At 68.3% G+C, this 24,668-nt stretch carries 26 protein-coding genes and 1 tRNA gene; 20 read left to right on the top strand and 7 right to left on the bottom strand.

Annotation, left to right across the window (positions count from 1 at the left end; genetic code table 11):
- Positions 1-2,302, bottom strand: a 2,302-nt coding sequence (locus tag RT513_RS10005; protein WP_313533955.1) for an AAA family ATPase, incomplete at its 3' end; no start/stop codon positions are given.
- Positions 2,303-2,418: 116 nt separating this feature from the next.
- Between RT513_RS10005 and RT513_RS10000 the strand changes: the two genes are divergently transcribed.
- From RT513_RS10000 to RT513_RS09985, 4 genes are all read left to right on the top strand, one after another.
- The gene (locus tag RT513_RS10000; protein ID WP_290688799.1) at positions 2,419-3,234 is read left to right on the top strand and encodes a GNAT family N-acetyltransferase; all 816 of its coding nucleotides are present in this window, start codon (positions 2,419-2,421) and stop codon (positions 3,232-3,234) included.
- A gap of 94 nt (positions 3,235-3,328) precedes the next feature.
- Positions 3,329-3,817: a GNAT family N-acetyltransferase gene (locus RT513_RS09995; RefSeq protein ID WP_290688797.1), complete on the top strand. Its 489-nt coding sequence runs from the start codon at positions 3,329-3,331 to the stop codon at positions 3,815-3,817.
- A 546-nt stretch (positions 3,818-4,363) separates the two neighbouring features.
- Entirely contained in the window at positions 4,364-4,720 is a 357-nt protein-coding gene (locus RT513_RS09990; RefSeq protein WP_088215328.1) for a CidA/LrgA family protein, read from the top strand.
- Entirely contained in the window at positions 4,713-5,432 is a 720-nt protein-coding gene (locus tag RT513_RS09985; RefSeq protein ID WP_290688796.1) for an LrgB family protein, read from the top strand. The genes RT513_RS09990 and RT513_RS09985 overlap by 8 nt, the downstream gene beginning before the upstream one ends.
- Here the strand turns inward: RT513_RS09985 and RT513_RS09980 are convergent.
- Positions 5,425-5,982 carry a gamma-glutamylcyclotransferase gene (locus RT513_RS09980; RefSeq protein WP_290688803.1) on the bottom strand — a complete coding sequence of 186 codons (558 nt, stop codon included), beginning with the start codon at positions 5,980-5,982 and terminating at the stop codon, positions 5,425-5,427. The two genes, RT513_RS09985 and RT513_RS09980, sit on opposite strands and share 8 nt — an antisense overlap.
- A 43-nt stretch (positions 5,983-6,025) precedes the next feature.
- Here RT513_RS09980 and RT513_RS09975 point away from each other — a divergent pair, with 43 nt between their 5' ends.
- Positions 6,026-7,066, top strand: coding sequence for a DUF2125 domain-containing protein (locus RT513_RS09975; protein WP_290688794.1), 1,041 nt, complete (start codon positions 6,026-6,028; stop codon positions 7,064-7,066).
- Positions 7,067-7,862: 796 nt separating this feature from the next.
- Here RT513_RS09975 and RT513_RS09970 read toward each other — a convergent pair.
- The 4 genes from RT513_RS09970 to aroQ form a co-directional block, all read right to left on the bottom strand.
- The gene (locus RT513_RS09970) at positions 7,863-8,762 is read right to left on the bottom strand and encodes an extensin family protein (protein ID WP_290688789.1); all 900 of its coding nucleotides are present in this window, start codon (positions 8,760-8,762) and stop codon (positions 7,863-7,865) included.
- Positions 8,763-9,683: a prephenate/arogenate dehydrogenase family protein gene (locus tag RT513_RS09965; RefSeq protein WP_088215323.1), complete on the bottom strand. Its 921-nt coding sequence runs from the start codon at positions 9,681-9,683 to the stop codon at positions 8,763-8,765.
- Positions 9,683-10,777 (bottom strand): histidinol-phosphate transaminase, encoded by a 1,095-nt coding sequence (gene hisC, locus RT513_RS09960; protein WP_290688787.1) that lies wholly within the window; start codon positions 10,775-10,777, stop codon positions 9,683-9,685. Before hisC ends, RT513_RS09965 begins: the two co-directional genes overlap by 1 nt.
- Positions 10,778-10,984: 207 nt before the next feature.
- A complete protein-coding gene (aroQ, locus tag RT513_RS09955; protein ID WP_290688785.1) occupies positions 10,985-11,422 on the bottom strand; it encodes a type II 3-dehydroquinate dehydratase in 438 nt (145 codons plus the stop codon).
- A gap of 251 nt (positions 11,423-11,673) precedes the next feature.
- Between aroQ and RT513_RS09950 the strand changes: the two genes are divergently transcribed.
- A complete protein-coding gene (locus RT513_RS09950) occupies positions 11,674-12,420 on the top strand; it encodes a rhomboid family intramembrane serine protease (protein WP_290688783.1) in 747 nt (248 codons plus the stop codon).
- Positions 12,421-12,508: 88 nt separating this feature from the next.
- On the top strand, positions 12,509-12,922 hold the full coding sequence (gene msrB / locus RT513_RS09945; RefSeq protein WP_088215319.1) for a peptide-methionine (R)-S-oxide reductase MsrB: 414 nt from the start codon (positions 12,509-12,511) through the stop codon (positions 12,920-12,922).
- A 54-nt stretch (positions 12,923-12,976) separates the two neighbouring features.
- Here msrB and RT513_RS09940 read toward each other — a convergent pair whose 3' ends face one another.
- Positions 12,977-13,441, bottom strand: coding sequence for an outer membrane protein assembly factor BamE (locus tag RT513_RS09940; protein ID WP_256947298.1), 465 nt, complete (start codon positions 13,439-13,441; stop codon positions 12,977-12,979).
- A 207-nt stretch (positions 13,442-13,648) separates the two neighbouring features.
- On the opposite strand from RT513_RS09940, the gene RT513_RS09935 reads away from it, so the two are divergent.
- The 13 genes from RT513_RS09935 (at position 13,649) to scpB (ending at position 24,597) form a co-directional block, all read left to right on the top strand.
- Positions 13,649-14,191: a YceD family protein gene (locus RT513_RS09935; protein ID WP_290688780.1), complete on the top strand. Its 543-nt coding sequence runs from the start codon at positions 13,649-13,651 to the stop codon at positions 14,189-14,191.
- 167 nt (positions 14,192-14,358) lie between these two features.
- Positions 14,359-14,565 carry a 50S ribosomal protein L32 gene (gene rpmF / locus RT513_RS09930; RefSeq protein WP_084684014.1) on the top strand — a complete coding sequence of 69 codons (207 nt, stop codon included), beginning with the start codon at positions 14,359-14,361 and terminating at the stop codon, positions 14,563-14,565.
- A gap of 46 nt (positions 14,566-14,611) precedes the next feature.
- Positions 14,612-15,706 (top strand): phosphate acyltransferase PlsX, encoded by a 1,095-nt coding sequence (plsX, locus tag RT513_RS09925; protein WP_088215316.1) that lies wholly within the window; start codon positions 14,612-14,614, stop codon positions 15,704-15,706.
- The gene (locus tag RT513_RS09920; protein ID WP_290688776.1) at positions 15,703-16,677 is read left to right on the top strand and encodes a beta-ketoacyl-ACP synthase III; all 975 of its coding nucleotides are present in this window, start codon (positions 15,703-15,705) and stop codon (positions 16,675-16,677) included. Before plsX ends, RT513_RS09920 begins: the two co-directional genes overlap by 4 nt.
- 74 nt (positions 16,678-16,751) lie before the next feature.
- Positions 16,752-17,054, top strand: a complete 303-nt coding sequence (gene ihfA / locus RT513_RS09915; protein WP_035708692.1) for an integration host factor subunit alpha — start codon at positions 16,752-16,754, stop codon at positions 17,052-17,054.
- A 2-nt stretch (positions 17,055-17,056) separates the two neighbouring features.
- A complete protein-coding gene (locus RT513_RS09910) occupies positions 17,057-17,710 on the top strand; it encodes a MerR family transcriptional regulator (RefSeq protein ID WP_409518406.1) in 654 nt (217 codons plus the stop codon).
- Positions 17,711-17,819: 109 nt separating this feature from the next.
- Positions 17,820-17,897, top strand: a tRNA-Pro gene (locus RT513_RS09905).
- A gap of 23 nt (positions 17,898-17,920) precedes the next feature.
- Positions 17,921-19,021 carry a 2'-deoxycytidine 5'-triphosphate deaminase gene (locus tag RT513_RS09900; protein WP_290689845.1) on the top strand — a complete coding sequence of 367 codons (1,101 nt, stop codon included), beginning with the start codon at positions 17,921-17,923 and terminating at the stop codon, positions 19,019-19,021.
- A gap of 159 nt (positions 19,022-19,180) precedes the next feature.
- Positions 19,181-20,926 carry an arginine--tRNA ligase gene (gene argS / locus RT513_RS09895; RefSeq protein ID WP_088215313.1) on the top strand — a complete coding sequence of 582 codons (1,746 nt, stop codon included), beginning with the start codon at positions 19,181-19,183 and terminating at the stop codon, positions 20,924-20,926.
- 90 nt (positions 20,927-21,016) lie between these two features.
- Complete coding sequence (locus RT513_RS09890) at positions 21,017-21,907, top strand: SPOR domain-containing protein (RefSeq protein WP_313533950.1); 891 nt, start codon at positions 21,017-21,019, stop codon at positions 21,905-21,907.
- Positions 21,907-22,911: a beta-N-acetylhexosaminidase gene (gene nagZ, locus RT513_RS09885; RefSeq protein ID WP_290689850.1), complete on the top strand. Its 1,005-nt coding sequence runs from the start codon at positions 21,907-21,909 to the stop codon at positions 22,909-22,911. Before RT513_RS09890 ends, nagZ begins: the two co-directional genes overlap by 1 nt.
- Positions 22,912-23,164: 253 nt before the next feature.
- Positions 23,165-23,947, top strand: a complete 783-nt coding sequence (locus tag RT513_RS09880; protein WP_290689928.1) for a ScpA family protein — start codon at positions 23,165-23,167, stop codon at positions 23,945-23,947.
- Complete coding sequence (scpB, locus tag RT513_RS09875; RefSeq protein WP_290689851.1) at positions 23,944-24,597, top strand: SMC-Scp complex subunit ScpB; 654 nt, start codon at positions 23,944-23,946, stop codon at positions 24,595-24,597. Before RT513_RS09880 ends, scpB begins: the two co-directional genes overlap by 4 nt.
- The last annotated feature ends 71 nt before the right edge of the window (positions 24,598-24,668 follow it).

The raw sequence follows: 24,668 nt of genomic DNA, 5'->3' as shown, positions 1-24,668 counted from the left end.
CGGCACGGCGGTGCAGCGTGGCGGCCCGCGCCTGCTCCACCGCGCGCCGGGCGGCGGCGGCATCCTCGCGCAATCCGTCAAGCGGCGGGAAGGCGGTCATGGCCGCACGGGCCTCCTCCACCTCCTCCGCCGCGCGCTCCACCTGTTCCCGATGCGTGCGCGCGGCGAGGCGGGTCGTCTCCATCCGGCCTTCCGCCACCGAACGCTCCGTTTCCGCCCGGTTCAGCGCCCGGCTTGCCTCCGCCAGCCGCTGCTCCGCCTCCTTGCGGGCCATCCGGGCGGATTTCTCGGCCGCGGCTGCGGCGGCAAGGGCGTCCGCCAGCGCCTCATGCCCCTCGCAGAGCGCCTCCGCCCGCGCCTCCGCCTCCGCCAGTTCCACCCGCAGCGTGGCGAGGCGGTTGCGCTGTGCCAGTTGCCGCGCAGCATCCGACACGCCGTCCCCCGCGACGCGGACGAGCCCGTCCCAGCGGAAAAGATCCCCCTCCCGCGTCACGAGCCGTACTCCGGGCATGAGCGCCGGGAGCAGCGCCGCCGCACGATCCGCCGTCACCACGCCGATATGCGCCAGCCGGCGGGCAAGCGCCAGCGGGCCATCGACATGCCGGGCCAGCGGCTCCACCCCCTCGGGCAGTCCCCCTTCCCGCAGCGGCGGCAGGTGCCGCCAGCCGGACCCGTCTCTCTCCCGCTCCGGCAGGTCGAGGTCATCGGCGAGCGCCGCGCCCAGCGCCTTTTCATAGCCTGCGGAGACGGTAACCTGATCCAGAACCCGGGCGCTCTTGCCGCGCGCCTGCTCCACCATCCGGCCAAGCGTCGTAACCTCGGCCGAGATCGCGCGCACGACGGCTTCCGCGGCGGTGCGTTGGGTCCGGGCCTCGCTCTCCTCTCCCTGAACGCGCCGGAGCCGCGTCTCCGCCGTGACGATCGCTTCCTCCGCGATCTCCACGGCACAGGCACCTGCCTCCTGCCCCTCCGCCGCGGCCTCCGCGGCTTCGACGGCGCGCGCCCGGAGCTGCTCGGCCTCCTCCGCTTGCGCGCTGGCGCGGGCGGCGTCCCGGAGGCTCCGTTCCGCCATGGTCTCGGCGGCGGAGAGCCGCCTCTGGCCGCTCTCGTGATCGGCGACGGCACGGGCCAGCGTTTCCGTCAGCCCGACGAGCCGCGCCTCCGCTTCGGCCAGCACCTCTGCCGCGGCCTCTGCCGACTCCTCTGCCTCCGCCAGACGTTCCTCATGGCCATCGCCCGCCTGCAGAAGCGCGCGCGCCTCCTCCTCCAGCCGGCGGAGCGTTTCGCCCGCGTCCCGGTGGAGCGCGGCTTCCCGCTCCCGGTCGGCGGCAAGCTGGTCCGCCCGCGCGCGCAGGGTCGCAACCGCCTCTCCCGCGCGTGCCTCCTCCTCCGCAAGGGCCGCCTGCTGGAGACGCAGACGTTCCACGACAGCGGTGGCGATGGAGGCCTCCTCCCTCAGCCCCGGGATTTCGGCGGCGAGGTCCGTGCGGAGGGTGGCGGCTTCCTCTGCCGCGGCCCCTGTCTCCGCGGCCTTGCGGGAGGCCTGCTCCGCCCCGGTCCGTGCGGCTTCCGCGGCGGCGACAGCCTCCTGCCAGCGGGCAAGCAACAAGGCACCCTCCGCCCGGCGAAGCGCTGCGCCGATCTCCCGGTAGCGGGCCGCCTGCCGCGCCTGCTTCTCCAGCACGCGCATCTGCTGGAGGAACTGCTCCAGCATGTCATCGACGCGCTCAAGGTTCTGGGTGGTGGCGGACAGCCGCAACTCCGCCTCATGCCGGCGTTGATAAAGGCCGGAGATCCCCGCCGCTTCCTCCAGTATCCGCCGCCGGGCCTGCGGGCGGGCGTTGATAAGCTCGGCGATCTGGCCCTGCCGGACCAGCGCGGGCGAATGCGCGCCGGTGGAGGCATCCGCGAACAGCATCTGCACGTCCCGCGCCCGCACATCCTTGCCGTTCACCCGGTAGGCCGAACCCTGATCGCGGGTGATGCGCCGCACGATGTCCAGCGCATCGGTGTCATTGAAGGCAGGCGGGGCCAGCCGCTCGCTGTTGTCGATGCTGAGCGCCACCTCCGCAAAACCCCGCGCGGAGCGGGAGGCCGCGCCCGCAAAGATCACATCCTCCATCCCGCCGCCGCGCATCGCGCTTGGCCGGGTTTCCCCCATCACCCAGCGCAGCGCTTCCAGCAGGTTCGACTTGCCGCAGCCGTTCGGCCCGACGACCCCCGTCAGCCCCTCGGCGATGACGAGGTCGGTCGGATCGACGAAACTCTTGAAGCCGTTGAGCCTGAGCCGTACGAAGCGCAAGGAGAACCTTCCCTCTGGAGTGGAGCGGGCATCCTAGGGCGAAACCTGCTGCCTGTCGATCACATCCCCACCGGCGGCAGTCAGACCCGGAATTGCCACAACATCTGGACCCAGACATGATTTCGATCGCCGCCGAAAGCCCCCTCACGCCGGATGGACGCGCCCTTGTCGCGGAAAGTCAGGCGCATATGGAAGCGGTGTTTCCGGGGGGCGGGATCTTCACGCTGACGGCGGAGGAGATCGCCGCCTCCCCCGGCGTCTTCCTGATCGCGCGGGAGGAGGGGCAGGCGCTCGGTTGCGTGGCGCTGGTGGCCAGGCCGGGTTACGGAGAGGTCAAGCGGCTCTGGATGCGCCCCGCCGCCCGCGGGCGGGGCGTGGCACGCAGCCTCATGATCGCGCTCGAGCAGGAGGCCCATGCCGCGGGCAGCCGCCTGATGCGGCTGGAGACCGGCCCGGCGCTGCCTGCCGCCGTGGCGCTCTATCGCGCGCTCGGCTACCGCGAGCGGGGGCCATTCGGCGACTACGACCCCCACCCGGACAGCCTGTTCATGGAAAAATCCCTCCCGCGGGAGGGCCGCTGCCTCTGTGGCCGCATCCGTTACCGCGCGGAGGGAGAGGTGCTCTGGCAGCTCCATTGCCACTGCGAAAGCTGCCGCAGGGCGACCTCCTCCCCGATGACCAGCTTCTTTGCAGTCAGGGACGGCGGCTGGCGCTGGACGGGCGAAGAACCGGCGAGCTACGCCTCCTCCCCCGGTGTCACGCGCTATTTCTGCCCCACATGCGGCTCCCCCATGGGTTATCGTCCGGCAAAGGGCGGCGAGATGCATTTCTACGCCTGTTCGCAGGACGATCCCGCCGCCTTCGCGCCCGAAGGCCATGACTTCGTGGAGGAGCGTCTGCCCTGGCTTCACCTGTCCGATCCCGGATCCTGACCTCGGCGGCATCGGTCGGGCGAAAGGCCCGCAGAGATCGCAACGCCCTCCGCTTCGGCGCTCCCGCATCCTCACACAGGCAAACCTCCGGCCCATGACACCCCGTATCGCGACCCCCGCAGATTTCCCGCAGATCCTCCGGCTGATCCGGGAGAGCTTCGCCTATATGGACGCGCGGATCGACCCGCCCTCCTCCATGCACCGGATGTCGGTCGCCTCCATCGCCGAGCAGGCGGAAACGGGGGAGGTCTGGCTGATCGACGGGCCCAGGGAGCTGCAGGCCTGCGTCTTTCTGACACCACAGGCAGAGGCACTCTATCTCGGCAAGCTCGCGGTGGCGGCGGCGGCGCGCGGACAGGGCCTCTCCCGGCGGCTGGTGGCCTTGGCGGAAACACGCGCCCGTGCGCTCGGCTACGCGGCGCTCGAACTCCAGACGCGGGTGGAACTGGTGGAGAATCACGCGATCTTTGCCGGGATGGGGTTCCACCGCGTCGCGGAGACAGCCCATCCCGGCTATGCGCGTCCGACGTCCTTCACCTGGAGAAAGACCGTGAGCGCAGAAGCGTTGTCTTCCTCTGCCTGAGCCTCCCCGACGCCGGACGCGCAGACCCTGCGGAGCTTTCCACCATGCCCGCCGCTCCACGCGATGCGTCCCGGAGCGCCGGTGCCCGGCCCGGCTCCCGCGCTCGCCAGATCGCTCTGCAATACCGGGTCGTGGAGAAAGACCGTCAGCGCGCAAGCGCCGCCCTCCCGTCGCCTGAGCCTCCCCGGCTGCTCGACGGGATGGGGACCGCCCGGAGCCTGCCGGGAGCTCTGTCAGAACGTGCGGAGCTTTCCACCATGCACGCCGTTCCACGCGATGCGTCCCGGAACGCCGGTGCCGGCCCGGCTCCCCCGCTCGCCGGATCGCTTTGCAATACCGGATCGTGGAGGAAGGCCGTGAGCGCAGAAGCGTTGTCTCCCGCAGTCTGGTGAGGCCCCCGCCGCACCTGCCGGAGCAGCCCGGCCCGTCTTGCGCCTCCCGCCCCAGCGGGCGTAGCTTCCGGGGGAGCCCCATACGGCAGGCGCGTCCGCTTACCCCCTGCCGCTGCGGGCGTAGCCTCTGGCCATCCGCAAAAGGTCGCCCTCCATGATCCTGCCTCTGTTCCTCATCCTCGCCTGCCAGCTTGTGGGCGAGGCGCTGGCCCGGCTGTTTCCGATCCAGGTGCCCGGCCCGGTCGTCGGCATGGTGCTGATGGCCGTGGCGCTGGTGCTGTCGCCCCGGCTGGTCCGGGCGATCCGGCCCGTGGCGACCGGCATCCTCGGCAATCTGTCGCTGCTGTTCGTGCCTGCCGGTGTCGGCGTGATCGGGCATCTGCCGCTGCTGGAGAGCGAGGGGCTGGCCATCGGCGCGGCGCTTGTCGGAAGCACGATTCTCGCCATCGCAGCCGGGGCCGTGACCTTCGTCGCGGTCGCGCGTCTGATGAAGGGGGCGCGGCATGACTGACTTCGCGGAGATCTGGAGCTACCTGTCCCACGCGCCGCTGCTGTGGCTCACCCTCACGCTCGGCGCCTATGTGATCGCGGACGTGGCCTTCCGTGCGTCGGGGCGCAAACCCTTCGTGAACCCGGTGCTGCTCTCGGTCATCATGATCGGCGGGCTGCTGCTGGCGACGGGCACGCCCTATCCGGTGTATTTCGAGGGCGCGCAATACGTCCACTTCCTGCTCGGCCCGGCGACGGTGTGTCTGGCGCTCCCGCTTTACGACAATCTGCCGAACCTGCGGACAGCCCTTATCCCCCTTGTCGCGGCTCTGGTCGTCGGATCGCTGACCGCCATGGGGTCCGTGCTGGTCATCGCGCATCTGCTGGGGGCGAGCCACGAGACGCTGCTGTCGCTCGTCCCGAAGTCGGTCACCGCCCCGGTCGCCATCGGCATCACGGAAAAGATCGGCGGCTCCCCCACCCTCGCCGCGGCGCTGGTCCTGCTCACGGGGATCACCGGGGCCATCGTCGTCACGCCGCTGCTCAACGCGCTCGGCGTGCGGGACTGGCGGGCGCGGGGCTTCGCGGTGGGGGTCGCGGCGCATGGAGTGGGCACCGCGCGGGCGTTTCAGGTCAACGAGACGGCGGGCGCCTTCGCCGGGATCGGCATGGGGCTGAACGCCGTGCTGACCTCGCTCATCGCGCCGTGGATCGCGCGGGTTTTCCTCAACTGACCGGGGCCAGACCCCGCACACGCGCGGCAAGCCACATGAGATCGGCATCCTCGAAGCCCAGCGTCTCCAGATGAGCGACGGTATTGTGCAGGTACTCGCTGTTCGGGCCGCGCCCGCCCGCCGCGGCGGCGATGATGCGGGCCTGCTCCTCCAGCGGCAGGTTCGCGCAATACTGCACATGGTCGGGGTCAATGACATAGGTCAGCGCCTCCACCCGTCTGCCATCCCCCAGCGTCACGAGTTGGGAGGTCTCGAGGTAGGCGGAACTGACAAGCTCCCGCTCCCTGAGCATCGCGAGCACCTCCGGCGCCTCCTCCGCCGCAACCGCCAGCGCCACACCGTCACAGAAGGCGCCCTCCTGCCGGTCGAGCGCGAGGACGAGCCCCGGCGCCTCCACCGTGCCGCGATGGTGGATGGAGCGCATGCAGAAGCACCTGTGCCAGCCTTCCAGCCGCGCGCATTGCCGGGCGACCGGGCGGAACCCCGGCTCCCACATCAGCGAACCATACCCGAATACCCAGAATGCGATCTCCGCCACCTGCGTCCCCATCTGTTGCTTCGCCGCCTCCCGATATAGACAGAAGGAGCACAGCGTGAAGGGAAAGACCATGCGCTTCATCCTCGGCTTCGCCCTCCTCCTGCTGCTCGGCTGGACGGGATGGTGGTTCTTCGCCGCCTCGAAGGTGGAGCATGGTGCGACTGCCTTCATCGCGGAGCAGCAACAGCGTGGCATGGCGATCGGACATCAGGGCCTTTCGGTCCGGGGGTTTCCCTACCGCTTCGATCTGGAACTGACCGCGCCCGACATCCGCGACCCCCGCAGCGGATACGGCTGGCAGGCTCCCTTCCTGCGGTTGCAGGCGCTGGCCTATCAACCCACTCACATCATCGCCACCCTGCCCGACAGCCAGACCATCCACCTGCCTGACCAGACGCTCGCCGTCACCTCCGCCCGGATGCAAGGCAGCATCCGCACCCGCCTGCCGCCCGGCATGGCGCTGCAACGGCTGGTCACGGAGGGGGAGGCGGTGACGCTTGCTTCCGACCGGGGATGGTCGCTGGCGTTGCCGAAGGTTGTGGCGGCCCTGCAACCGACGGAGCAGCCGGGTGCCCCGGCCGACACCTATGACCTCTCACTCTCTGCCGCACAGCTTGCGCCGGGCGGCACACTGAGGCTCGACATCGATCCGCGGAGTCGCCTGCCGGATGCGATAGAGGCGGTTACGCTCGATGCCTCGCTCACTCTCGATGCGCCGCTCGACCGGGCGATGTTCGACCGGAACGGCGTCACGCCGGAGATTCGGGCGATCGGCATCCGCGATGCGGGCGTCATCTGGGGAAACGCCAACCTGCGGCTTTCCGGCGATCTGGCCATGGGCGCCGAGGGATTGGCGGACGGAACGCTGCATCTGCGTGTGAGCGGCTGGGAAACGATCCTGAACATCGTCATCGCGCTCGGCATCGTGCCGGAGGAGAACCGTTCGGTGGCCGAAGTGGCGCTGCGCGTCATGGCGGGAACCACGCTCGGGGCAAAAACGCTGGATGTGCCGCTGCGCGTCTCTTCCGGCGTGGTGTTCCTTGGCCCGGTTCCGCTGACGACCATCCCGCCCGTGCTGCGCGAACGGCGGGGATAGGCCCCGTCGCCGGAGGTTCTGCTGCTGGCAGGAGGCTGTGGCGATAGGGTCAGGCGACCGGTGATCCTGCATGCCGACGCGCTGTGCACGGAGCCGGTCGCAACCCCGCCGGGTCAGGACGGAAATCAGCCGCGTCCGGCGTCCATGGTGCACCCCTCATGATCCTGATGCTTCGCGTCCGGGCGCGCCTGACGGAAGCGGTGGACTTAAGAGGCGTTGAGAAGGTAGTCCTAGGTTGCTCCGGGGCGGAGACTTTCCCTATATGGTTGACGATCTCCCCCGGGAACCGCAGGTTTTGGTTCGTGACCGGACAGATTTTCTGGTTTTCCAACGTAAGGCCGATAGACCCATGTCTTTTTCAGCACTCTGTTAACAGGCTGCCGAAAAAGCTCTGAAGTGTCATGACCATACTCTGGAAATCGGGGAATCAGCCCCGGAATCACCAATAATGCATGGATTTCGGGCTGGATTTCACCCCGCCAGACCCAGAGATCTTTCTCAGCACCCTGTTCATGCCGGCTGAGAAGGTTTTGAGGCTTGTGATGGCGCGGCAGTTGCTCGCACTCCGATGAAATCCGGCCGAAAATCCTGCACATCTTGGCGATGCCCCGGGCCGGCTTCCCAAGCATAGGCATGGCGCTTCAGGCCTTTTCAGCTTTTCAGGCCGCCGCGGATCGCCGCGCGCGGCCACGGCCCGGCGCTGGACGATGCCCGTGGCGACGGGGGCAGTGCACTCCGCCGACAGCACGCCACCCGCTCAAGCCACCCGTCCCGGCCAGACGAACGGCACGCCGCGTCAGCGGCAATAGGCGCTGCCGTTGCGGCGGACGGCGGTGTCGAAATGCAGATGGTCTTCATGATAGCCGTCGGATCCGGGGCCAAGAGTGGTCCCGAAGATCCCGCAGGCCTTGCTGTGGGCGGTCTTCAGGATCTGCCCCGCCTGCCCCCTGCCCCAGTCCCGCGCGACATTGAGCGCCTGACCATTCGCCAGAACCACTGCCGCGACATCCACCGCCTTGCCGCGCCCATGTTCGGAGATCTTGCCGCCCGCCAGATTGTTGCGCGGACGGCAGGCATAGGTCCCGGCGATCTGGAGCGATTTCACCCCGCCCCCCTGCTGCCCGACGGCAGGTTTCAGCGCCGTCCTCACCCATTGGTCAAGGGCGGTCGCCGTCGGGCAATCCACCATCGCCGGTTGGCTGAGCTGGACGCCATCCACCGCCGTGACCTCCACCGCTTCGGGAATGCCGCAACCGGTAATACGGGAGGTGACAGGGGCGATCCGCCGTCCGGTCAGCTTCGGAACCCCGCAAAGGCCGGAGCCTTGCCGCGATGTGGCACCGGGCGGCACAGGGGCGATGAAGGACACGTTCTGCACCAGCGGCGCGGCCTCCCGCATGCGCTTCGCCGCGATCTGCGGCGGGCGGGGCATGGGGCGGAGCAGCGCGTCCAGCAGCGCCATCCCTTCCCCCGCCGCAACGGCCTTCCCCTGCGAAGCGGCAAGCCCTGCGGGCCGGGGCAGCGGGCGCGTTGCGGAAAGCACTGCCCCGCCCGGACCGGGCGTTGCCGGGGTGGTGCCGGATGCGAAAGGGCGCGTCTTCGGGACGTCGGACCGCAGCGGCCCCGCAGCGGCGGCACCCGCCAAAGCGACGCCCGTGAGACAGAGCCAGAGGGCGAGCGCGCGCCGCCGCTTCACTCAGTCGCCCGCCTTCGTGCGCCCGAAGTCGGGGGCGGCGGTATCCTGGCCCGCCTGGATGATGCCGCGCCGAATGGCACGCGTGCGGGTGAAATAGTCGAAGAGCATCTGGCCGTCCCCCATCCTGATCGCGCGTTGCAGCGCGAAAAGCTCCTCCGTGAACCGCCCGAGGATCTCCAGCGTGGCCTCCCGGTTGGTGAGGAAGACATCGCGCCACATCGTCGGATCGGAAGCGGCAATGCGCGTGAAGTCCCGGAAGCCTGCCGCAGAGAACTTGATTACCTCGCTATCGGTGACCCTGCCAAGATCATCTGCAACGCCGACCATCGTATAGGCGATAAGATGCGGAGTGTGGGAGGTGACGGCGAGGACGAGGTCGTGATGCTCCGCATCCATCGTCTCCACATTCGCGCCCATGCCGCGGCAGAGCGCCTCCAGCCGTTCCAGCGCCGCGTCCGATCCGCCCGGAAGCGGCACGAGGATCCACCAGCGATTGCGGAACAGCTCGGCGAAACCGGAGCGGGGGCCGGAATGCTCCGTCCCGGCAAGCGGGTGGCCGGGGATGAACTCCACCCCCGCCGGCACGAAGGGCGCCACGGCGTCGATCACCGCCTGCTTGACCGAACCGACATCGGTCAGCGTCGCGCCGGGCTTCAGATGCGGGCCAATCTCCCGCGCCACATCGCCCATGCCGCCCACCGGGATGCAGAGCACGACGAGGTCCGCATCCTCCACCGCCTCCGCCGCCGTCTCCGTCACCCGGTCGCACAGGCCGATCTCCAGCGCCGTGGCCCGCGTTTCCGCGCTGCGGGCATAGCCGACGATCTCCCGCGCGAGGCCGGCCTTCCGTATCGCATGGGCCATGGAGGAGGCGATGAGGCCAAGCCCGATCAGCGCCACACGATCATAAAGCACCGCCATCAGACCGCTCCGCCTTCGCGCGCCTTGAACTGGCCGACCGCATGCGCCACGCGGCGGCAGGATGCCTCGTCTCCCACGGTGATGCGCAGGCAGTTGGGCAGGCCATAACCGGCCACGCGCCGCACGATCAGGCCCTGCGACTGAAGGTAGGTGTCACAGGCCTGTGCCTCCGCCTCGTCCGCGAACCGGGCAAGGATGAAATTCGCCGTCGAAATGTCCGAGGGCACGCCCTTCTCCGCCAGCGAGGCCGCGAGCCATGTCCGCAGACGGGCGTTCTCCGCCCGGCAGCGCGCGACGTAATCCTGATCGCGGACAGCCGCCTCCGCCGTCTCAAGCTGCGCGCTGGACAGGTTGAACGGCCCGCGGATGCGGTTGAGCACATCCACGATCTCCTTCGGACCGTAGCCCCAGCCGATCCGCAGACCGCCAAGGCCATAGATCTTGGAAAACGTGCGCGTCATGAAGACATTGGGCATCCGCGTCGCCAGAGCGGCCCCGGCATCATAGCCTTCCACATACTCGGCATAGGCGCCGTCCAGCACGAGGACAGCCCCCTCCGGCAGGCCGGACGCCAGCCGCTCCAGCTCCGGCAGGCCGATCATCGTGCCCGTCGGGTTGTTGGGGTTGGCCAGATAGACGAGCCGCGTCCGCTCCGTGCAGGCGGCAAGGATCGCATCCACATCGGTCGTCCGCTCCCGCTCCTTCACCGCGACGGGCGTGCCGCCCGCGGCCAGCGTGGAAGTCCGGTAGAGCAGGAAGCCGTGTTCGGTGAACACAACCTCATCCCCCGGCCCGACATAGGCCTGCGCGAGAAGGTTCAGGATCTCGTCCGATCCCACGCCGCAGATGATCCGGGACGGGTCCAGCCCATGCACCTCGCCGATCGCCTGACGGAGCGCCGCATGATCCGTCGAGGGATAGCGGTGCAGCCTGTGCACGGCCCGGGAGAAGGCCTCCTTCGCGCGATCGGAAGGGCCGAAGGGGTTTTCGTTGGACGAGAGCTTGATCGCATCCGTCTGACCTGCGACATGCGATGCTCCGCCTTCATAGAGAGCGATCTCCATGATACCGGGTTGCGGGCGGATGTCGGACATGGGGCACCTCTCGCCAGAATTGCGCACCGGTCTTAAACGCGCGACCCTTTTTCCGCCAGCGACAAGTTGGCCGATGTGGCGCGCCGGCATCGCCTCGCGGGGCCTCGCGGGGCCTCGGCGCATCCTGTCGAAGCGGGCGGTCCGAGGCCGATCATGCGGCGGGGCGGCGGCTTCTCCGCCGCGCCGCTGCGAAGGCGCGACCCGTCGTCAGTCCGCGACCAGCGTCGCCAGCCGGCGGAGCGCCAGAAGGTAGCCCTCCGTCCCGCAGCCCGCGATCACCCCGTCGGCCCGGAGCGAGACATAGGAGTGATGGCGGAAGCTCTCCCGCTTGTGGACGTTGGAGATATGCACCTCCATCACCGGCCCCTCGAAGGCATTCAGGGCATCGAGAATCGCCGCCGACGTGTGGGTATAGGCCGCGGGGTTGATGACGATGCCCACCGCCTCCTCCCGCGCGGTATGGATCCAGTCCACAAGCTCCCCTTCGTGGTTGGACTGCCGGAAGACGATGGAAAGCCCAAGCGAATGCGCCAGCTTTTCGCAGGCGGTCTCCACATCGGCGAGCGTTTCGTGTCCGTAGATATCCGGCTGACGGCGACCGAGGAGGTTGAGGTTCGGGCCATTGAGAATATGGATGGTTTTCATGGTGCGGCTCCCTTCGGCCCCCTGCTTATCCCATGTTCCGGCCCGCGTCAGTGGGTCGGTGCAGGCTTCCGCACGGAAGCGCCGGCGGCGACGCAGGTGCGTGCCCGGCGCGGAGGAAGGGAGATGCCGAACGCGGTCGCGCCCGTGCCCCGGCGCGGGCAGACCGGCGCCGGATGTCGCATGACCGCCCGCGGCTGCCTCCGAAACCCATCGCGCCCTTGACCCTTGCCGCATGCCGGAGAAAATGACGCATGTTCCCGTTTCGCGATCACAATCCCGCCTCCCGTCAGCCGATCGTCACCTGGCTGCTGATCGCGCTCAACGTCGCGGTCTTCGTGATGATGTTGCCGCTGATGGCGGACCCGGCGGGGCTGGCTGCCTTCTACGACCGCTGGGGACTGGTGCCCGCCCGCTTCATGGCGGGAGAGAGACCGGAAACCGCGTTGACGTCGATGTTCCTGCACGGAGGCTTCCTGCACCTCCTCGGCAATATGCTGTTCCTCTATGTCTTTGGCGACAATCTGGAGGACCGGATGGGGCGGCTGCCGTTTCTGGCGTTCTACATCGCCTCCGGGCTGGGTGCGGGAGCGTTGCAGATCGCGGCGGGGCCGACGTCTTCCGTGCCGATGGTGGGCGCCTCCGGTGCCATCGCCGGGGTGATGGGCGGCTATCTCCTGCTGTTCCCGAAGGCGCGGGTCGATCTTCTCGTCATCTTCATCTTCTTCATACGGATCATCACTCTGCCCGCCTCCCTCGTGCTGGCCTACTGGTTCGTGATCCAGATCGTTGCCGGGGCCTTCACGGCGGAGGCGGATGCCGGGGTCGCGCACTGGGCGCATGTGGGGGGCTTCGTCGTGGGAGGTCTGCTTGCGGTGCCGCTCTGGCTCCGGCTCGGCGGCCCGGCGTTCTGGCGGGCGACGGAGGGTGCTCCTCCACATCCGGCGGCCGCGACCCAGCTCCGGCGAACGCACGTTCCGGTGATCCGCCGACGCCGCTGACGCCCGCCCCGGCCCCCGGGGTTGGAGCGTCCCCGCTCCATCCCTACCTTGAAAACAACCGCACGTCGCGGATCACCGGAGGACCCCAATGACAGACATCAAACAAAAACCCCTCCCCGTGCAGAAGACCGAGGCCGAATGGCGGGCACAGCTCTCCGATCTTGCCTATCGCGTCACGCGGGAGCAGGCGACGGAGCGCCCCTTCAGCCACGACGCCTTCCCGCAGGGTGCCGCCATCTATCGCTGCGTCGGCTGCGGCACGGAACTGTTCGATCAGGCGGAGAAGTTCGACAGCCACTGCGGCTGGCCCGCCTTTACCGCCCCGACTGAGGGCGCTCCCGTGGGCGAGAGTGTGGACCGCAGCCACGGCATGGTGCGGGTGGAGGTGCATTGCGACAACTGCGGCGCGCATCTCGGCCACGTGTTCCCCGACGGGCCGGGGCCGACGGGGCTGCGCTACTGCATCAACGGCGTGGCGCTGGTCCACGAGCCGAAGGAATGACCCTCGTCCGCTGACGCGCCGGCAGCCGGTGAGGTCGCGCCACGCGGCGCGGTCTTACCGGTCTTCGGGCAGTATCTGGTCAAGGCTCGGAGTGCCGAGGTTGCGCAGGAGCTGGGTGACGAAGCTGACGTTGGAGATGCCGGATTCGGTCACGCGGCGCGACAGGACGACGACATTGCCGTCCTGCAGGCCGAATCGCTCGATATTCGCGACATGGCCGCTCGGGGCAAAGGAAATCGCCAGAACCTGCCGGTCCACGTTCTCCGGCGCCAGCGCGCCATAGTTGCGGAAGCGGTCCTGCACGAAATACCAGGCGGAATCACCCATCACCCCGTGCGTGCTCGGCTGTCCGATGGACTGGGCGACCGTCTCGCGCGTATCGACGCCAACGCGCACCTGTTCCAGCTCATGTTCCGTCGGAACATAGCCATGGTCGCGATAGACGGGGCTGCAGGCCACCAGGAACGGCAGGGCGAGGCAGGCAACGCTCCGCCACGCCAGATACCGGAGCTTGACCATTCCGTCCCCTTGTCTTTTGCTTCCAAGCGTCCCCATGGCTTACAGAAGGTCACGCTCTGGTTCAAGGAAGGAAGATATACCCTTCGTCGGATGCAGCAATGCGGTGCTTGCGCCTGCCGTTGCTTCGCCTATCTGGAGGGATGAACTGCGGCGAAAACGCTGCATCCTGCCACCGCCCGCCACGGGCCTCGAGATCGCGGAGCGCCCATGCCCCTGTCCTTTTCCCATCCGATCCGCATCAACAGCCTCGGCCCGCGCAAGCCCACCAGGTTCGATTTCAAGCCGGATGGGGAGGAGCTTGCCGACCTTGCCGCCGCCGTTGGGGCCTCCAGCCTCTCGGGTGTGCATTTCCGCGGCGAAATTCGCCCCCTCGGCCGGGAGGACTGGGTGCTTGAAGGGCATCTGACGGCAGAAGTCGTTCAGCCCTGCATCGTGACGCTCGATCCCGTCACCACCCATGTCAGCGAAGATGTGGAGCGGCGGTATCTCGCCAATCCGCCCGAACCCCCGGCGGAAGAGGCCGAGATCCCCGAGGATACCGATGCGGAGCCGCTCGGGTCCACCATCGACCCGGGTGCGGTCATGGCAGAGGCGCTGGCCCTTGCCATGCCGCTCTATCCGCGGGCGGACGGCGTGGAGATCGGCGAACAGGTATTCACCGAACCGGGTGTTGCACCGATGCGCGACGGCGACGTCAAGCCCTTTGCCTCTCTTGCGCAACTGCGTGAAAAGCTGGCAAAGAAGGACTGAACCGCCGGGTCCGCCCTGATGGCGGACCAGAAAGGGCTTGCGCCCACCGCGAATCCGGCTATGTTCCCGGCCTCGTTTAACCGCTGGCTGCCACGCTCCCGGAAGGAAGAGGGCGGCTGGCTCATGTGCTATCAAAGGGGCCTGTCCCCCAGAGTCGAGGTTGTGACATGGCTGTCCCTCAGAATCGCGTTACCCGCTCCCGTCGCAACATGCGCCGTGCGCATGACGCGCTCGTCGCCGCCAATCCGAACGACTGCCCGAATTGCGGCGAACTGAAGCGCCCGCATCACGTGTGCCCGTCCTGTGGCCACTACCACGAACGTGAAGTGGTTGCCGCCGGACAGGACGTCGATCTGGACGAAGACGCGGCATAAGTCGCAGTCGGGATACGGCAGAAAGCCACCACGAGTTACGGACCGCATGGAGCCCCAGACGGACACCACACGCATCGTCATCTCCGTCGATGCGATGGGCGGTGATCGCGGCCCCTCGGCGGTCGTCGATGGCATCGTGGAGAGCGCTGAAAAGAATCCCGACGTTTCGTTCCTCGTTCACGGGAACGAGGCGGAGTTGAAAAAGCTCGTTGCGCGCCGCAAGCCCCTTGCGGCGCGCTGCGAGATTCGTGCGACCGAACGGGTCGTCACGATGGATGAAAAGCCGTCCTACGTGATGCGGAACGGCGCGGGCACCTCCATGTGGTCCGCCGTGGACAGCGTGCGGAACGGAGAGGCCGCGGCGGCGGTCTCCTGCGGCAATACCGGCGCGCTCATGGCGGTCTCCATGCTGCGGCTCAGAAAGTTGCCGGGCGTGAACCGCCCCGCGATCGCCAGCGCCTGGCCCTCACGAAATGCGCATGAGTTCAATGTCATGCTCGACATGGGCGCCGATGTGCGCGCCGATGCCGAAGATCTGGTGCAGTTCGCCGTCATGGGCGCCTCCTATGCCCGCAACGCGCTCGGCCTTGCGGAACCCCGCGTCGGCTTGCTGAACGTGGGCACGGAGGAGAACAAGGGTCGGGCAGAGCTGAAGGCCGCGCATGAGCTGATGCCCACCGCCGCCGGTATCAGCAACTTCGCCTATATCGGTTTCGTCGAAGGCAACGACATTCTGGGCGACAGGGCCGATGTGATCGTGACGGACGGCTTCACCGGGAATGTCGCGCTCAAGACGGCGGAAGGCACTGCCAAGCTGGTGGCCGATTCGCTGCGCGAAGCGTTCCAGAAGACACCGCTCTCCCGCATGGCGGCATTGCTCGCGATGCCATCGCTCAAGCGATTCTCCCGTCGGATGGACCCGCGCCGGTCGAACGGCGGCGTCTTTCTCGGGCTGAACGGGCTGGTGGTGAAGTCGCACGGCTCCGCCGATGCGACGGCGATGGCCGCGGCCATCAACCTCGCCATCCGGCTCGCCCGTGCGGGGTTCCAGGATCGCCTCGCCTCCCGCGTCGCCACGGCGCTCGCCACCCTCCAGACCGGCGAGACCGCCGGATCCACCAGCAGCGGAGCCACCGAATGACGAGACGTGCCGCCGTCCGGGGCGTGGGGCATTACCTGCCCGCCCGGATCGTCCCGAATGCCGAATTCGAGGCGACGCTCGAAACCTCCGACGAATGGATCCGCAGCCGGTCCGGCATCGAACGCCGGCATTTCGCTGCGGAGGGGGAGGCGACATCCGGCATGGCCGCCGAGGCCGCGCGGGCAGCGCTTGCCGATGCGGGCCTGCAACCGGGCGACATCGACGCGATCATCGTCGCGACCTCCACCCCCGATCTCACCTTCCCCTCCGTCGCCACCATGGTGCAGGAGCGGCTCGGCATGACGACGGGCTTTGCCTATGACGTTCAGGCGGTCTGCGCGGGCTTCGTCTTTGCGCTGGCCAATGCGAACGGCATGATCCTGTCCGGTCAGGCGGAGCGTGTCCTCGTCATCGGGGCGGAGACGTTCAGCCGCATCCTCGACTGGACGGACCGCGGCACCTGCGTGCTCTTCGGCGACGGCGCGGGCGCTCTCGTGCTGGAAGCCACGACCGGCAATGGCCTGCCCGGTGACCGCGGCATCCTTTCGGTCGATCTGCATTCGGACGGGCGCTACCGCGACATCCTCTACGTGGACGGGGGCGTCGCCACCACGGGGACAGCGGGCGTGCTGAAGATGCAGGGCAAGGAAGTCTTCCGTCAGGCGGTGGAAAAGCTCGCCGAGACGGCCCATGCCGCGCTCGCCAAGGCGGGGCTGGAGGCGCAGGACGTGGACTGGATCGTGCCGCATCAGGCGAACCTGCGCATCATCAAGGCCACGGCACAGCGCATGGGCCTGCCGATGGAAAAGGTCGTGGTGACCGTACAGGATCACGGCAACACCTCCGCCGCCTCCATTCCGCTCGCCCTGTCGGTGGGCAAGGCGAACGGGCAGATCAAGCGCGGCGATCTCGTCGTCACGGAGGCGATCGGCGGCGGGCTTGCCTGGGGGTCGGTCGTCATCCGCTGGTGACCGGCATGTTGACTTGGCCGGCTTAATCCCTGACAGTCATATGGATTTCCAGTGATCTGTTGCGAGGATAGACCATGAGCCAAGGCACTCTCACACGCATGGATCTGAGCGAGGCCGTCTTCCGCGAGGTCGGCCTGTCTCGGAACGAGTCGGCCGCGCTCGTCGAGAGCGTGCTTCAGCACATGTCGGACGCGCTGGTGGCGGGCGAGCAGGTGAAAATCTCCTCCTTCGGCACATTCTCCGTGCGCGACAAGTCCGCCCGCGTGGGCCGCAACCCGAAGACCGGGGATGAGGTGCCGATCCTGCCGCGCCGGGTGATGACCTTCCGGCCCTCCCACATCATGAAGGATCGCGTCGCCGCCGGAAACCGGGGCTGATCTTGGCGATCGGGGTCGAGAAATCACCTGAGGCGTTCCGCACGATCAGCGAGGTCTCCGACGAGCTCGGCGTGCCCGCCCATGTGCTGCGTTTCTGGGAAAGCCGCTTCACCCAGATCAAGCCGGTGAAGCGGGCGGGCGGGCGGCGCTACTACCGCCCGGAGGATCTGACCCTCATCGCAGGGATTCAGCGGCTGCTGCATGAAGAAGGGCTGACCATCCGTGGCGTGCAGAAAATCCTGCGCGAACGGGGCATTCAGCATGTCATCGCGATCGGCCTGGGGGAGGAGATGGGCACCGCCTATGATGCCCCCCTCCGCCCGACCGCGATGGTCCGCACCCTCCGCCCGCGAGAGGCACGCGCCGCGCGGGAGCCTTCGCCGATTCCCGACCCCATCCCCGAACCCGGCCCGCCACCCGAGCCGGAACCGGACCCGGATCCCGCCCCCGGGCCGGGCCTGCCGCTCTCTGTCGCCCCTGCCGGTCCGGTGGGAGACACGCCCCCTTACGCGCCGCATCCCGCAGCGGTTCTCTGGCTGGATACGCATGCGCTGTTGGCCCGCCTCCGCAGGTTGCCGCCCGCGGCCTTGCCCGAAGCGGCCCCGCTGCAGTCGCGGCTTCTCGCGCTCCGGGACAGGATGCGTCAGGCGGGGTGACATCGCCCCGCAGGCGCCGCCCGTCTCCCGCGGACCCCGTGACTTTTGCGCGCAGAAACTGCGCTTTGCCGCTTGCCCCTGCCATCAAAGTCGGTATGTATGCGCCCGTCGGGCCGTGGCGCAGTCTGGTTAGCGCGTCCGTCTGGGGGGCGGAAGGTCGCGAGTTCGAATCTCGCCGGCCCGACCATTGAATTCCGCAGCAGATTGGGGATGACCGGGGTGCATGATGTGACATTGCCCACCGGCGTTCTCCCTGATCGCGCGATCTCCCGGATGATTGCCGATGGCGTGATCTCCGCCGGAGCACCTGTTCTCCCCGCCCAGATACAACCCGCGAGCCTTGATCTCCGCCTGTCCGGCACCGCCTATCGCGTGCGCGCCTCTTTCCTTGCAGGCCGGGGGCGGACGGTGAAGGACCGGATCGCTGAATTCGGCATGCATGAGATCGACCTCCGCCCCGGCGCGGTGCTGGAGAAGGGCTGTGTCTATCTGGTGCCGCTGGAGGAGCGTCTCGCCCTCCCCGACGGGATCGCCGCCGTTGCGAACGCCAAAAGCTCTACCGGGCGGCTTGACCTGCTCACCCGCATGATCACCGACGGCGGGACAGAGTTCGACCGGGTTGCCCCCGGCTATGAGGGGCCGCTTTACGCTGAGATCTGTCCCCGCTCCTTCTCCGTTCTCGTGCGGCCCGGAATGCGCCTGAACCAGATCCGGTTCAAACGCGGCAATGCCGTGCTCACGGATGTGGAACTCGCCGCGCTCCACGCGAAAAACGCGCTCGTCGCCGGGGGGGAGCCGGTGATCGACCAGGGGCTCGGCTTCTCGGTTGATCTGAAGCCCGACAGCGGAACGCTGGTCGGCTACCGGGCCAAGCCCCATGCCGGGCTGATCGACCTCGACCGGATCGGCGGCTACGACCCAGCCGATTTCTGGGAGGAGCTGCACAGCACGGACGGGCGGCTGATCCTCGATCCGGGCGCGTTCTACATCCTCGTCAGCCGGGAGGCGGTGCACATCCCGCCCGATTGCGCGGCCGAGATGGCTCCCTACCTCGCGATGGTGGGGGAGTTCCGCGTGCATTACGCAGGTTTCTTCGATCCGGGCTTCGGCCATGCGGCGGCGGGCGGCGCCGGTTCCCGCGGCGTGCTGGAGGTGCGCTGCCACGAGGCGCCTTTCGTGCTGGAACATGGTCAGATCGTCGGGCGGCTGGTTTATGAGCGGATGGCCGAGCTGCCGGACAGGCTCTACGGTGCGGGCATCGCCTCCAATTATCAGGGCCAGGGGCTGAAGCTCGCCAAGCATTTCCGCTGAGGTTTTACGCAGCGGAATCCCTCCGCGCCGGGTTGCACCCCCCGCCGCGGTCAATATGTCAAAGGCAGAAACGAACCGGAGCGGTCAGGGACCGGCGGTGCGGGTCAGTTGACCTTGCGTCTTGCCGTGATATGTCCCGACCAAGCAAAGGATTGCCCGATGAACATATTCAACACCATTCGCGCCCTTGTCGTCGACAGCCTCGGGGATCTGACCGCTGAGGGCCTTCTGCCTGCCGGGCTGGACACTTCCGCCGTGACGGTGGAGCCGCCGCGCGATGCTGCCCACGGCGATCTGGCGACGAATGCCGCCATGGTTCTGGCAAAGCCCGCCAACATGAAACCCCGCGACATCGCCGAGGCGCTGGCGGCGAAGCTGACGGTCGATCCCCGCATCGCCGCGGCCGAGGTCGCCGGTCCGGGCTTCCTGAACCTGCGGGTGCACCCCTGGGTCTGGGACACGGTGGTTCGCGGCGCGGTGACGGACGGCGCGGATTTCGGCCGCTCCACGCTCGGCGAGGGCAAGAAGGTCAACGTGGAATTCGTCTCCGCCAACCCGACGGGGCCGCTGCATGTCGGCCATACGCGGGGCGCGGTGTTCGGGGATGCGCTTTCGCGTCTGCTGGATTTCGCGGGCTATGACGTCACGCGCGAATATTACATCAACGACGGCGGCGCGCAGGTCGATGTGCTGGCGCGCTCCGCCTATGAGCGCTACCGGGAGGCCAACGGCCTTGACCCCGAGATCCGCGAGGGGCTCTACCCCGGCGATTACCTGATCCCGGTGGGGGAGGCGCTGAAGGCGAAATACGGCACCTCGCTGCTCGACAAGCCCGAAGCCGAATGGCTGGACGAGGTGCGCGACTTCGCCACCGGTGAGATGATGAAGATGATCCGAGAGGATCTGGCGCTCCTCGGCATCGAGATGGACGTGTTCTTCTCCGAAAAGTCGCTCTATGGCACCGGACGGATCGAAAGCGCGCTGGAGCGGCTGCAATCCGAGGGGCTGATCTACAAGGGTGTGCTGGAACCGCCGAAGGGCAAGACGCCCGACGACTGGGAGCCGCGGGAGCAGACGCTGTTCCGCTCCACCGCCTATGGCGATGACGTGGATCGGCCGATCCGCAAATCCGATGGCGCCTGGACCTATTTCGCCCCCGACATCGCCTATCACTGGGACAAGATCTCGCGCGGCTTCGACGTGCTGATCGACGTGTTCGGCGCCGATCACGGCGGTTATGTGAAGCGGATGAAGGCGGCGGTTGCTGCGCTTTCCGCCAACAAGGTGGAGTTCGACGTCAAGCTCACCCAATTGGTGAAGCTGTTCAAGAACGGCGAGCCGTTCAAGATGTCCAAGCGCGCGGGCACCTTCGTGACCCTGCGCGACGTGGTGGATCAGGTCGGCCCCGACGTGACCCGCTTCGTGATGCTCACCCGCAAGAACGATGCCCCGCTGGATTTCGACTTCGACAAGGTGCTGGAGCAATCCAAGGACAACCCGGTCTTCTACGTCCAATACGCCAATGCGCGGGTGAATTCCGTGCTGCGCAAGGCGGCGGAGATGGGGATCGACGTCGATGACGTGACGCTAGCCGATACCGATCTCGCCCCGAACCGCCATCCGGCGGAGACGGAACTGGCGCGGAAGATCGCCGAGTGGCCGCGGCTGGTGGAAATTGCCGCCCGCAATAACGAGCCGCACCGGATCGCCTTCTATCTCTATGAACTGGCGTCCGAACTGCATGCCTTCTGGAACAAGGGCAATGACGAGCCTTCGCTCCGCTTTGTCCAGGAGGATGACGTCAACGCGACGCAGGCGAAAATCGCCCTTGCGCGGGCCGTATCCGTTGTCATTTCCGCGGGCCTTGGTATCCTTGGCGTCACGCCGGTCGAGGAAATGCGCTGAGAACAAGCGCGCCGCCGGCGCGGCGGGCAGCAGGACGCCTCCTTCCCCGTTGCGGGGAGGAGCGGCTCCGTCGGTATGAGAGGCGGAGCCATGGCGGATTACGAGTACCAGACGACGGAAGACCCTCCGCAGGAAGGGCGAGCGGCGCGCCTGCAGGGGTTCGTCAATCTGGCGGGAACGGTCGTTTCCGTATCGCTGCTGATCGGCCTGGCCGTCTGGGGCTACCAGCTTACCATGCGGGATGTGACGGGCGTGCCGGTCATCCGTGCGCTGGAAGGCCCCATGCGCATCGCGCCCGAGGACCCTGGCGGGCTGACGACCTCCTATCAGGGTCTTGCCGTGAATGCCGTCGCGGCAGAGGGGTCGGCCGCGCCGCCGCCTGATCGTCTTGTCCTCGCTCCGCGCCCCGTGACGCTGGAGGAGGAGGATCGTCCCGCCGCCGCCTTGCAGGCCGAAGCCGTGCAGGAGAAGGTTGCCGCCGCCGTGGATGATGCTGCGGTGGACAATGCCGTGGCGCAGGCTGTGGCCGCCCTCCCCGCTGATATCTTCGCGCCCGAAGGCCCGGCGGAGGAGCCGCTTGCGGAGGAACCGCCGCCCGCCGCCAATCCGCCCGCCTCCAATGCCCGGCTCTCCGCCGATCTGCGCCCCATGCCCCGCCCGCCGCGCCGCACGGCAGTGGCGCCGGTGGTGCAGCCGGTCGCCCAGCCGGTGGAGGCGTCGAGCCTCAGGACCGGCGATCAGCTCGTGCAGCTCGGCGCCTTTGACGATGCCGCGACGGCGGAGCGGGAATGGGCGCGGCTGCAATCGAAATTCGGTGCGCTGCTCCGCTCCCGCTCCCGCGTCATCCAGCCTGCGGAAAGCGGCGGACGCACCTTCTATCGCCTGCGCGCCGCAGGCTTCGCCGACGATGCGGATGCGAGACGCTTCTGCACCGCCCTTCTGGCCGAACAGGCCGCCTGTATTCCCGTAACGGTACGCTGATGCCCGGAGCCACCATTCTGGGGTGCGAGGGATTCGCCCTCCTGCCCGACGAACGCCAGTTCTTCCGCGAGGCCGACCCTTGGGGCTTCATCCTCTTTGCCCGCAATATCGAGACGCCGGAGCAGGTCCGCCGCCTGACCGACGATCTGCGCGATGCCGTGGGCCGGGAGGCGCCGGTGCTCGTCGATCAGGAAGGCGGGCGCGTCCAGCGGCTCCGCGCGCCGCACTGGGCGGAGTGGCTGCCCCCGCTGGAGCAGATGGCGCGGGCGGGCACGGAGGCCGTGCGCTCCATGTGGCTCCGCTATCGGCTGATCGCGGCGGAACTCCGCGATGTGGGGATCGACGCGAACTGCGCCCCCCTTGCCGACATCGCGGGGCCGGCGACGCATCCCTTCCTCCGCAACCGCTGCTATGGCGAGGATGTGGCGACCGTCACCGCGGCCTCCCGCGCCGTGGCGGACGGACTGCTGGAGGGCGGGGTGCTTCCGGTGCTGAAGCACATCCCCGGCCATGGCCGCGCAACGGTGGACAGCCACCTCTCGCTGCCCACCGTCACCGCGCCGCTGGAGGAGCTTGAGGAAACCGATTTCGCCGTCTTCCGCGCGCTCAACGATCTGCCGATGGCGATGACGGCGCATATCGTGTTCCCCGCGCTGGATGGGGAGCGCCCGGCGACCTGCTCGCCCATCGTGATGCAGACGATCCGGCAGGACCTGGGGTTCGGCAATCTCATCATGTCGGACGACATCTCCATGCAGGCGCTGGCGGGCAGTCTGGAGGAGCGGAGCCGCCTGGCAATTGCAGCGGGATGCGATGTGATCCTGCACTGCAACGGCAAGCGCGCGGAGATGGTAGAGGTGGTCACCGCCTCCGGCCGGATGGAGGGGATCGCGGCGGAGCGCGGGAAGCGGGCGCTCGCGGCCCGCCACGCGCCTGATGCGGCCGATCTCCCCACGCTCCGGGCGGAGCTTGACCGGCTGCTGGCGGAGCCGGTGAGTGGCTGAGACATCCGGCAAAGGGCGGGCGAAAGCCCCCCGCACAGGCACGCCGGAGGCCGAGGCCGAACGCGGCCAAGCAGGCGACGCGGCATCCGCCCCTTCGCTTCCGGCAAAGGCCCCGGCAAAAGCCCCGGGCGCGCTTTCCGCAGCCGCTGGCCCGAAACACCCCCCGGCCCCGCTCGTGACCGCCCCGGCGGGCAGGGCCAGCGCAATCCTTCTCGCCGGCAACTCCCGCGCTCAGACGACCACCACCGCATCGGTGGACCCTGACGCGGCCGGCTCCGTTGCCGAGCGGCGCGCGGCAGAGGCGCTGATCGTCGATTTGGAGGGTTTCGAAGGCCCGCTCGACCTGCTCCTCTCCCTGTCCCGCAGCCAGAAGGTGGACCTGCGCCGCATCTCCGTGCTGCAACTGGCACAGCAGTATCTGGCCTTCGTGGAGGAGGCCCGCGCGCTCCGTATCGAGCTTGCTGCCGATTATCTGGTGATGGCCGCGTGGCTCGCCTACCTGAAATCCCGCCTGCTGCTACCGCCGGACCCGGAAGCGGACGGCCCCTCGGGGGAGGATATGGCCGCGCATCTGGCCTTCCAGCTGGAGCGCCTTCAGGCGATGCGGGAGGCGGCGGAGCGCCTGATGGCCCGGCCCCGCGTCGGCATGGACATGTTCCCGCGCGGACGTTCCGAACCCGTCGTCGCGGCGCGCACGACGCGCTATACGGCGACGCTGGCCGATATCATGCAGGCCTATGCCCGGCTCCGCACCAAGGAGGAGTTCCGTCCCTATGCCTTCGACCGGGAGAACGTGTTTACCATGGAGCAGGCGCTCGCCCGTCTCCGCGACCTGATCGGCTACGGCGGAAGCTGGATGGATCTGCGCCGCTACCTGCCCGATGGCTGGGTGGAGGACCCCGGACGCCGCCGCTCCGCCACAGCCGCGACCTTTGCTGCAACGCTGGAGCTTGCGCGGCAGGGGCGGCTGGAAATCAGGCAGGGCAGCACCTTCGCGCCCATCCAGATCCGCGCGCTCGGCGAGGGGCGCGCATGACCGGGCTGTTCCTCCCGCCCGCGATGGAGGAGCAGGAGCGGATGGTGGAGGCCATGCTCTTCGCCTCTGCCGACCCGCTCACCACCCGCGCGCTGGCAGAGCGGATGCCGGACGGCTGCGATCCGGCGGAGGCCGTCGCCCGCCTCGCCCGCCGCTACGAAGGCCGGGGCGTGGAACTCCGCCGTGCGGGCGAGGGCTGGGCCTTCCGCACCGCGCCGGACCTCTCCGGCCTGTTCCGGGACGAGGTGGTGGAGACACGCCGCCTGTCCCGCGCGGCGGTTGAGACGCTGGCGATCATCGCCTATCACCAACCCGTCACCCGGACGGAGATCGAGGAAATCCGTGGCGTCGCCCTGTCGCGCGGCACGCTGGACCAGTTGTTCGAGCTGGGGTGGATACGCTTCGGCCGCCGCAGGCTGACCCCGGGACGCCCCGTGACCTTCATGGTGACGGAGACGTTTCTGGATCACTTCGCCCTTGCTTCCGCCCGCGACCTTCCCGGTCTGGCGGAGCTGCGGGCGGCAGGTCTGCTCGACAACCGCGTGCCGCTCGACCGTGCAGACGCCTTGGACAGGGCGGAGGAGCAGTCGGAGACAGAGGAAGAGCCGGAGGACCGCCCCGCGACGCTGGACGACCTGTTCGGCGCCTGACCGGAGAACCTGACGGGGGGAACCAGACGGGGGAACCCTCCCCCTCGCACCCGGGCCGACCTCCCGGGGTC

It is taken from the genome of Haematobacter sp. (assembly GCF_032102465.1).
In the GTDB taxonomy this organism is placed as follows: domain Bacteria; phylum Pseudomonadota; class Alphaproteobacteria; order Rhodobacterales; family Rhodobacteraceae; genus Haematobacter.
This window is presented reverse-complemented; position numbering and strand designations above follow the sequence as displayed.

Bases quoted from the DNA above. Each gene is read 5' to 3' on its own strand.
- ihfA (WP_035708692.1), top strand. From the start codon at position 16,752: ATGAGCCAAGGCACTCTCACACGCATGGATCTGAGCGAGGCCGTCTTC.
- RT513_RS09900 (WP_290689845.1), top strand. From the start codon at position 17,921: ATGACCGGGGTGCATGATGTGACATTGCCCACCGGCGTTCTCCCTGAT.
- scpB (WP_290689851.1), top strand. From the start codon at position 23,944: ATGACCGGGCTGTTCCTCCCGCCCGCGATGGAGGAGCAGGAGCGGATG.
- RT513_RS09890 (WP_313533950.1), top strand. From the start codon at position 21,017: ATGGCGGATTACGAGTACCAGACGACGGAAGACCCTCCGCAGGAAGGG.
- RT513_RS09985 (WP_290688796.1), top strand. From the start codon at position 4,713: ATGACTGACTTCGCGGAGATCTGGAGCTACCTGTCCCACGCGCCGCTG.
- RT513_RS09980 (WP_290688803.1), bottom strand. From the start codon at position 5,982: ATGGGGACGCAGGTGGCGGAGATCGCATTCTGGGTATTCGGGTATGGT.
- argS (WP_088215313.1), top strand. From the start codon at position 19,181: ATGAACATATTCAACACCATTCGCGCCCTTGTCGTCGACAGCCTCGGG.
- plsX (WP_088215316.1), top strand. From the start codon at position 14,612: ATGGAGCCCCAGACGGACACCACACGCATCGTCATCTCCGTCGATGCG.
- RT513_RS09965 (WP_088215323.1), bottom strand. From the start codon at position 9,683: ATGGCGGTGCTTTATGATCGTGTGGCGCTGATCGGGCTTGGCCTCATC.
- RT513_RS09920 (WP_290688776.1), top strand. From the start codon at position 15,703: ATGACGAGACGTGCCGCCGTCCGGGGCGTGGGGCATTACCTGCCCGCC.
- RT513_RS09950 (WP_290688783.1), top strand. From the start codon at position 11,674: ATGTTCCCGTTTCGCGATCACAATCCCGCCTCCCGTCAGCCGATCGTC.
- aroQ (WP_290688785.1), bottom strand. From the start codon at position 11,422: ATGAAAACCATCCATATTCTCAATGGCCCGAACCTCAACCTCCTCGGT.
- RT513_RS09940 (WP_256947298.1), bottom strand. From the start codon at position 13,441: ATGGTCAAGCTCCGGTATCTGGCGTGGCGGAGCGTTGCCTGCCTCGCC.
- RT513_RS09990 (WP_088215328.1), top strand. From the start codon at position 4,364: ATGATCCTGCCTCTGTTCCTCATCCTCGCCTGCCAGCTTGTGGGCGAG.
- RT513_RS09935 (WP_290688780.1), top strand. From the start codon at position 13,649: ATGCCCCTGTCCTTTTCCCATCCGATCCGCATCAACAGCCTCGGCCCG.
- hisC (WP_290688787.1), bottom strand. From the start codon at position 10,777: ATGTCCGACATCCGCCCGCAACCCGGTATCATGGAGATCGCTCTCTAT.
- nagZ (WP_290689850.1), top strand. From the start codon at position 21,907: ATGCCCGGAGCCACCATTCTGGGGTGCGAGGGATTCGCCCTCCTGCCC.
- RT513_RS10000 (WP_290688799.1), top strand. From the start codon at position 2,419: ATGATTTCGATCGCCGCCGAAAGCCCCCTCACGCCGGATGGACGCGCC.
- msrB (WP_088215319.1), top strand. From the start codon at position 12,509: ATGACAGACATCAAACAAAAACCCCTCCCCGTGCAGAAGACCGAGGCC.
- RT513_RS09995 (WP_290688797.1), top strand. From the start codon at position 3,329: ATGACACCCCGTATCGCGACCCCCGCAGATTTCCCGCAGATCCTCCGG.
- rpmF (WP_084684014.1), top strand. From the start codon at position 14,359: ATGGCTGTCCCTCAGAATCGCGTTACCCGCTCCCGTCGCAACATGCGC.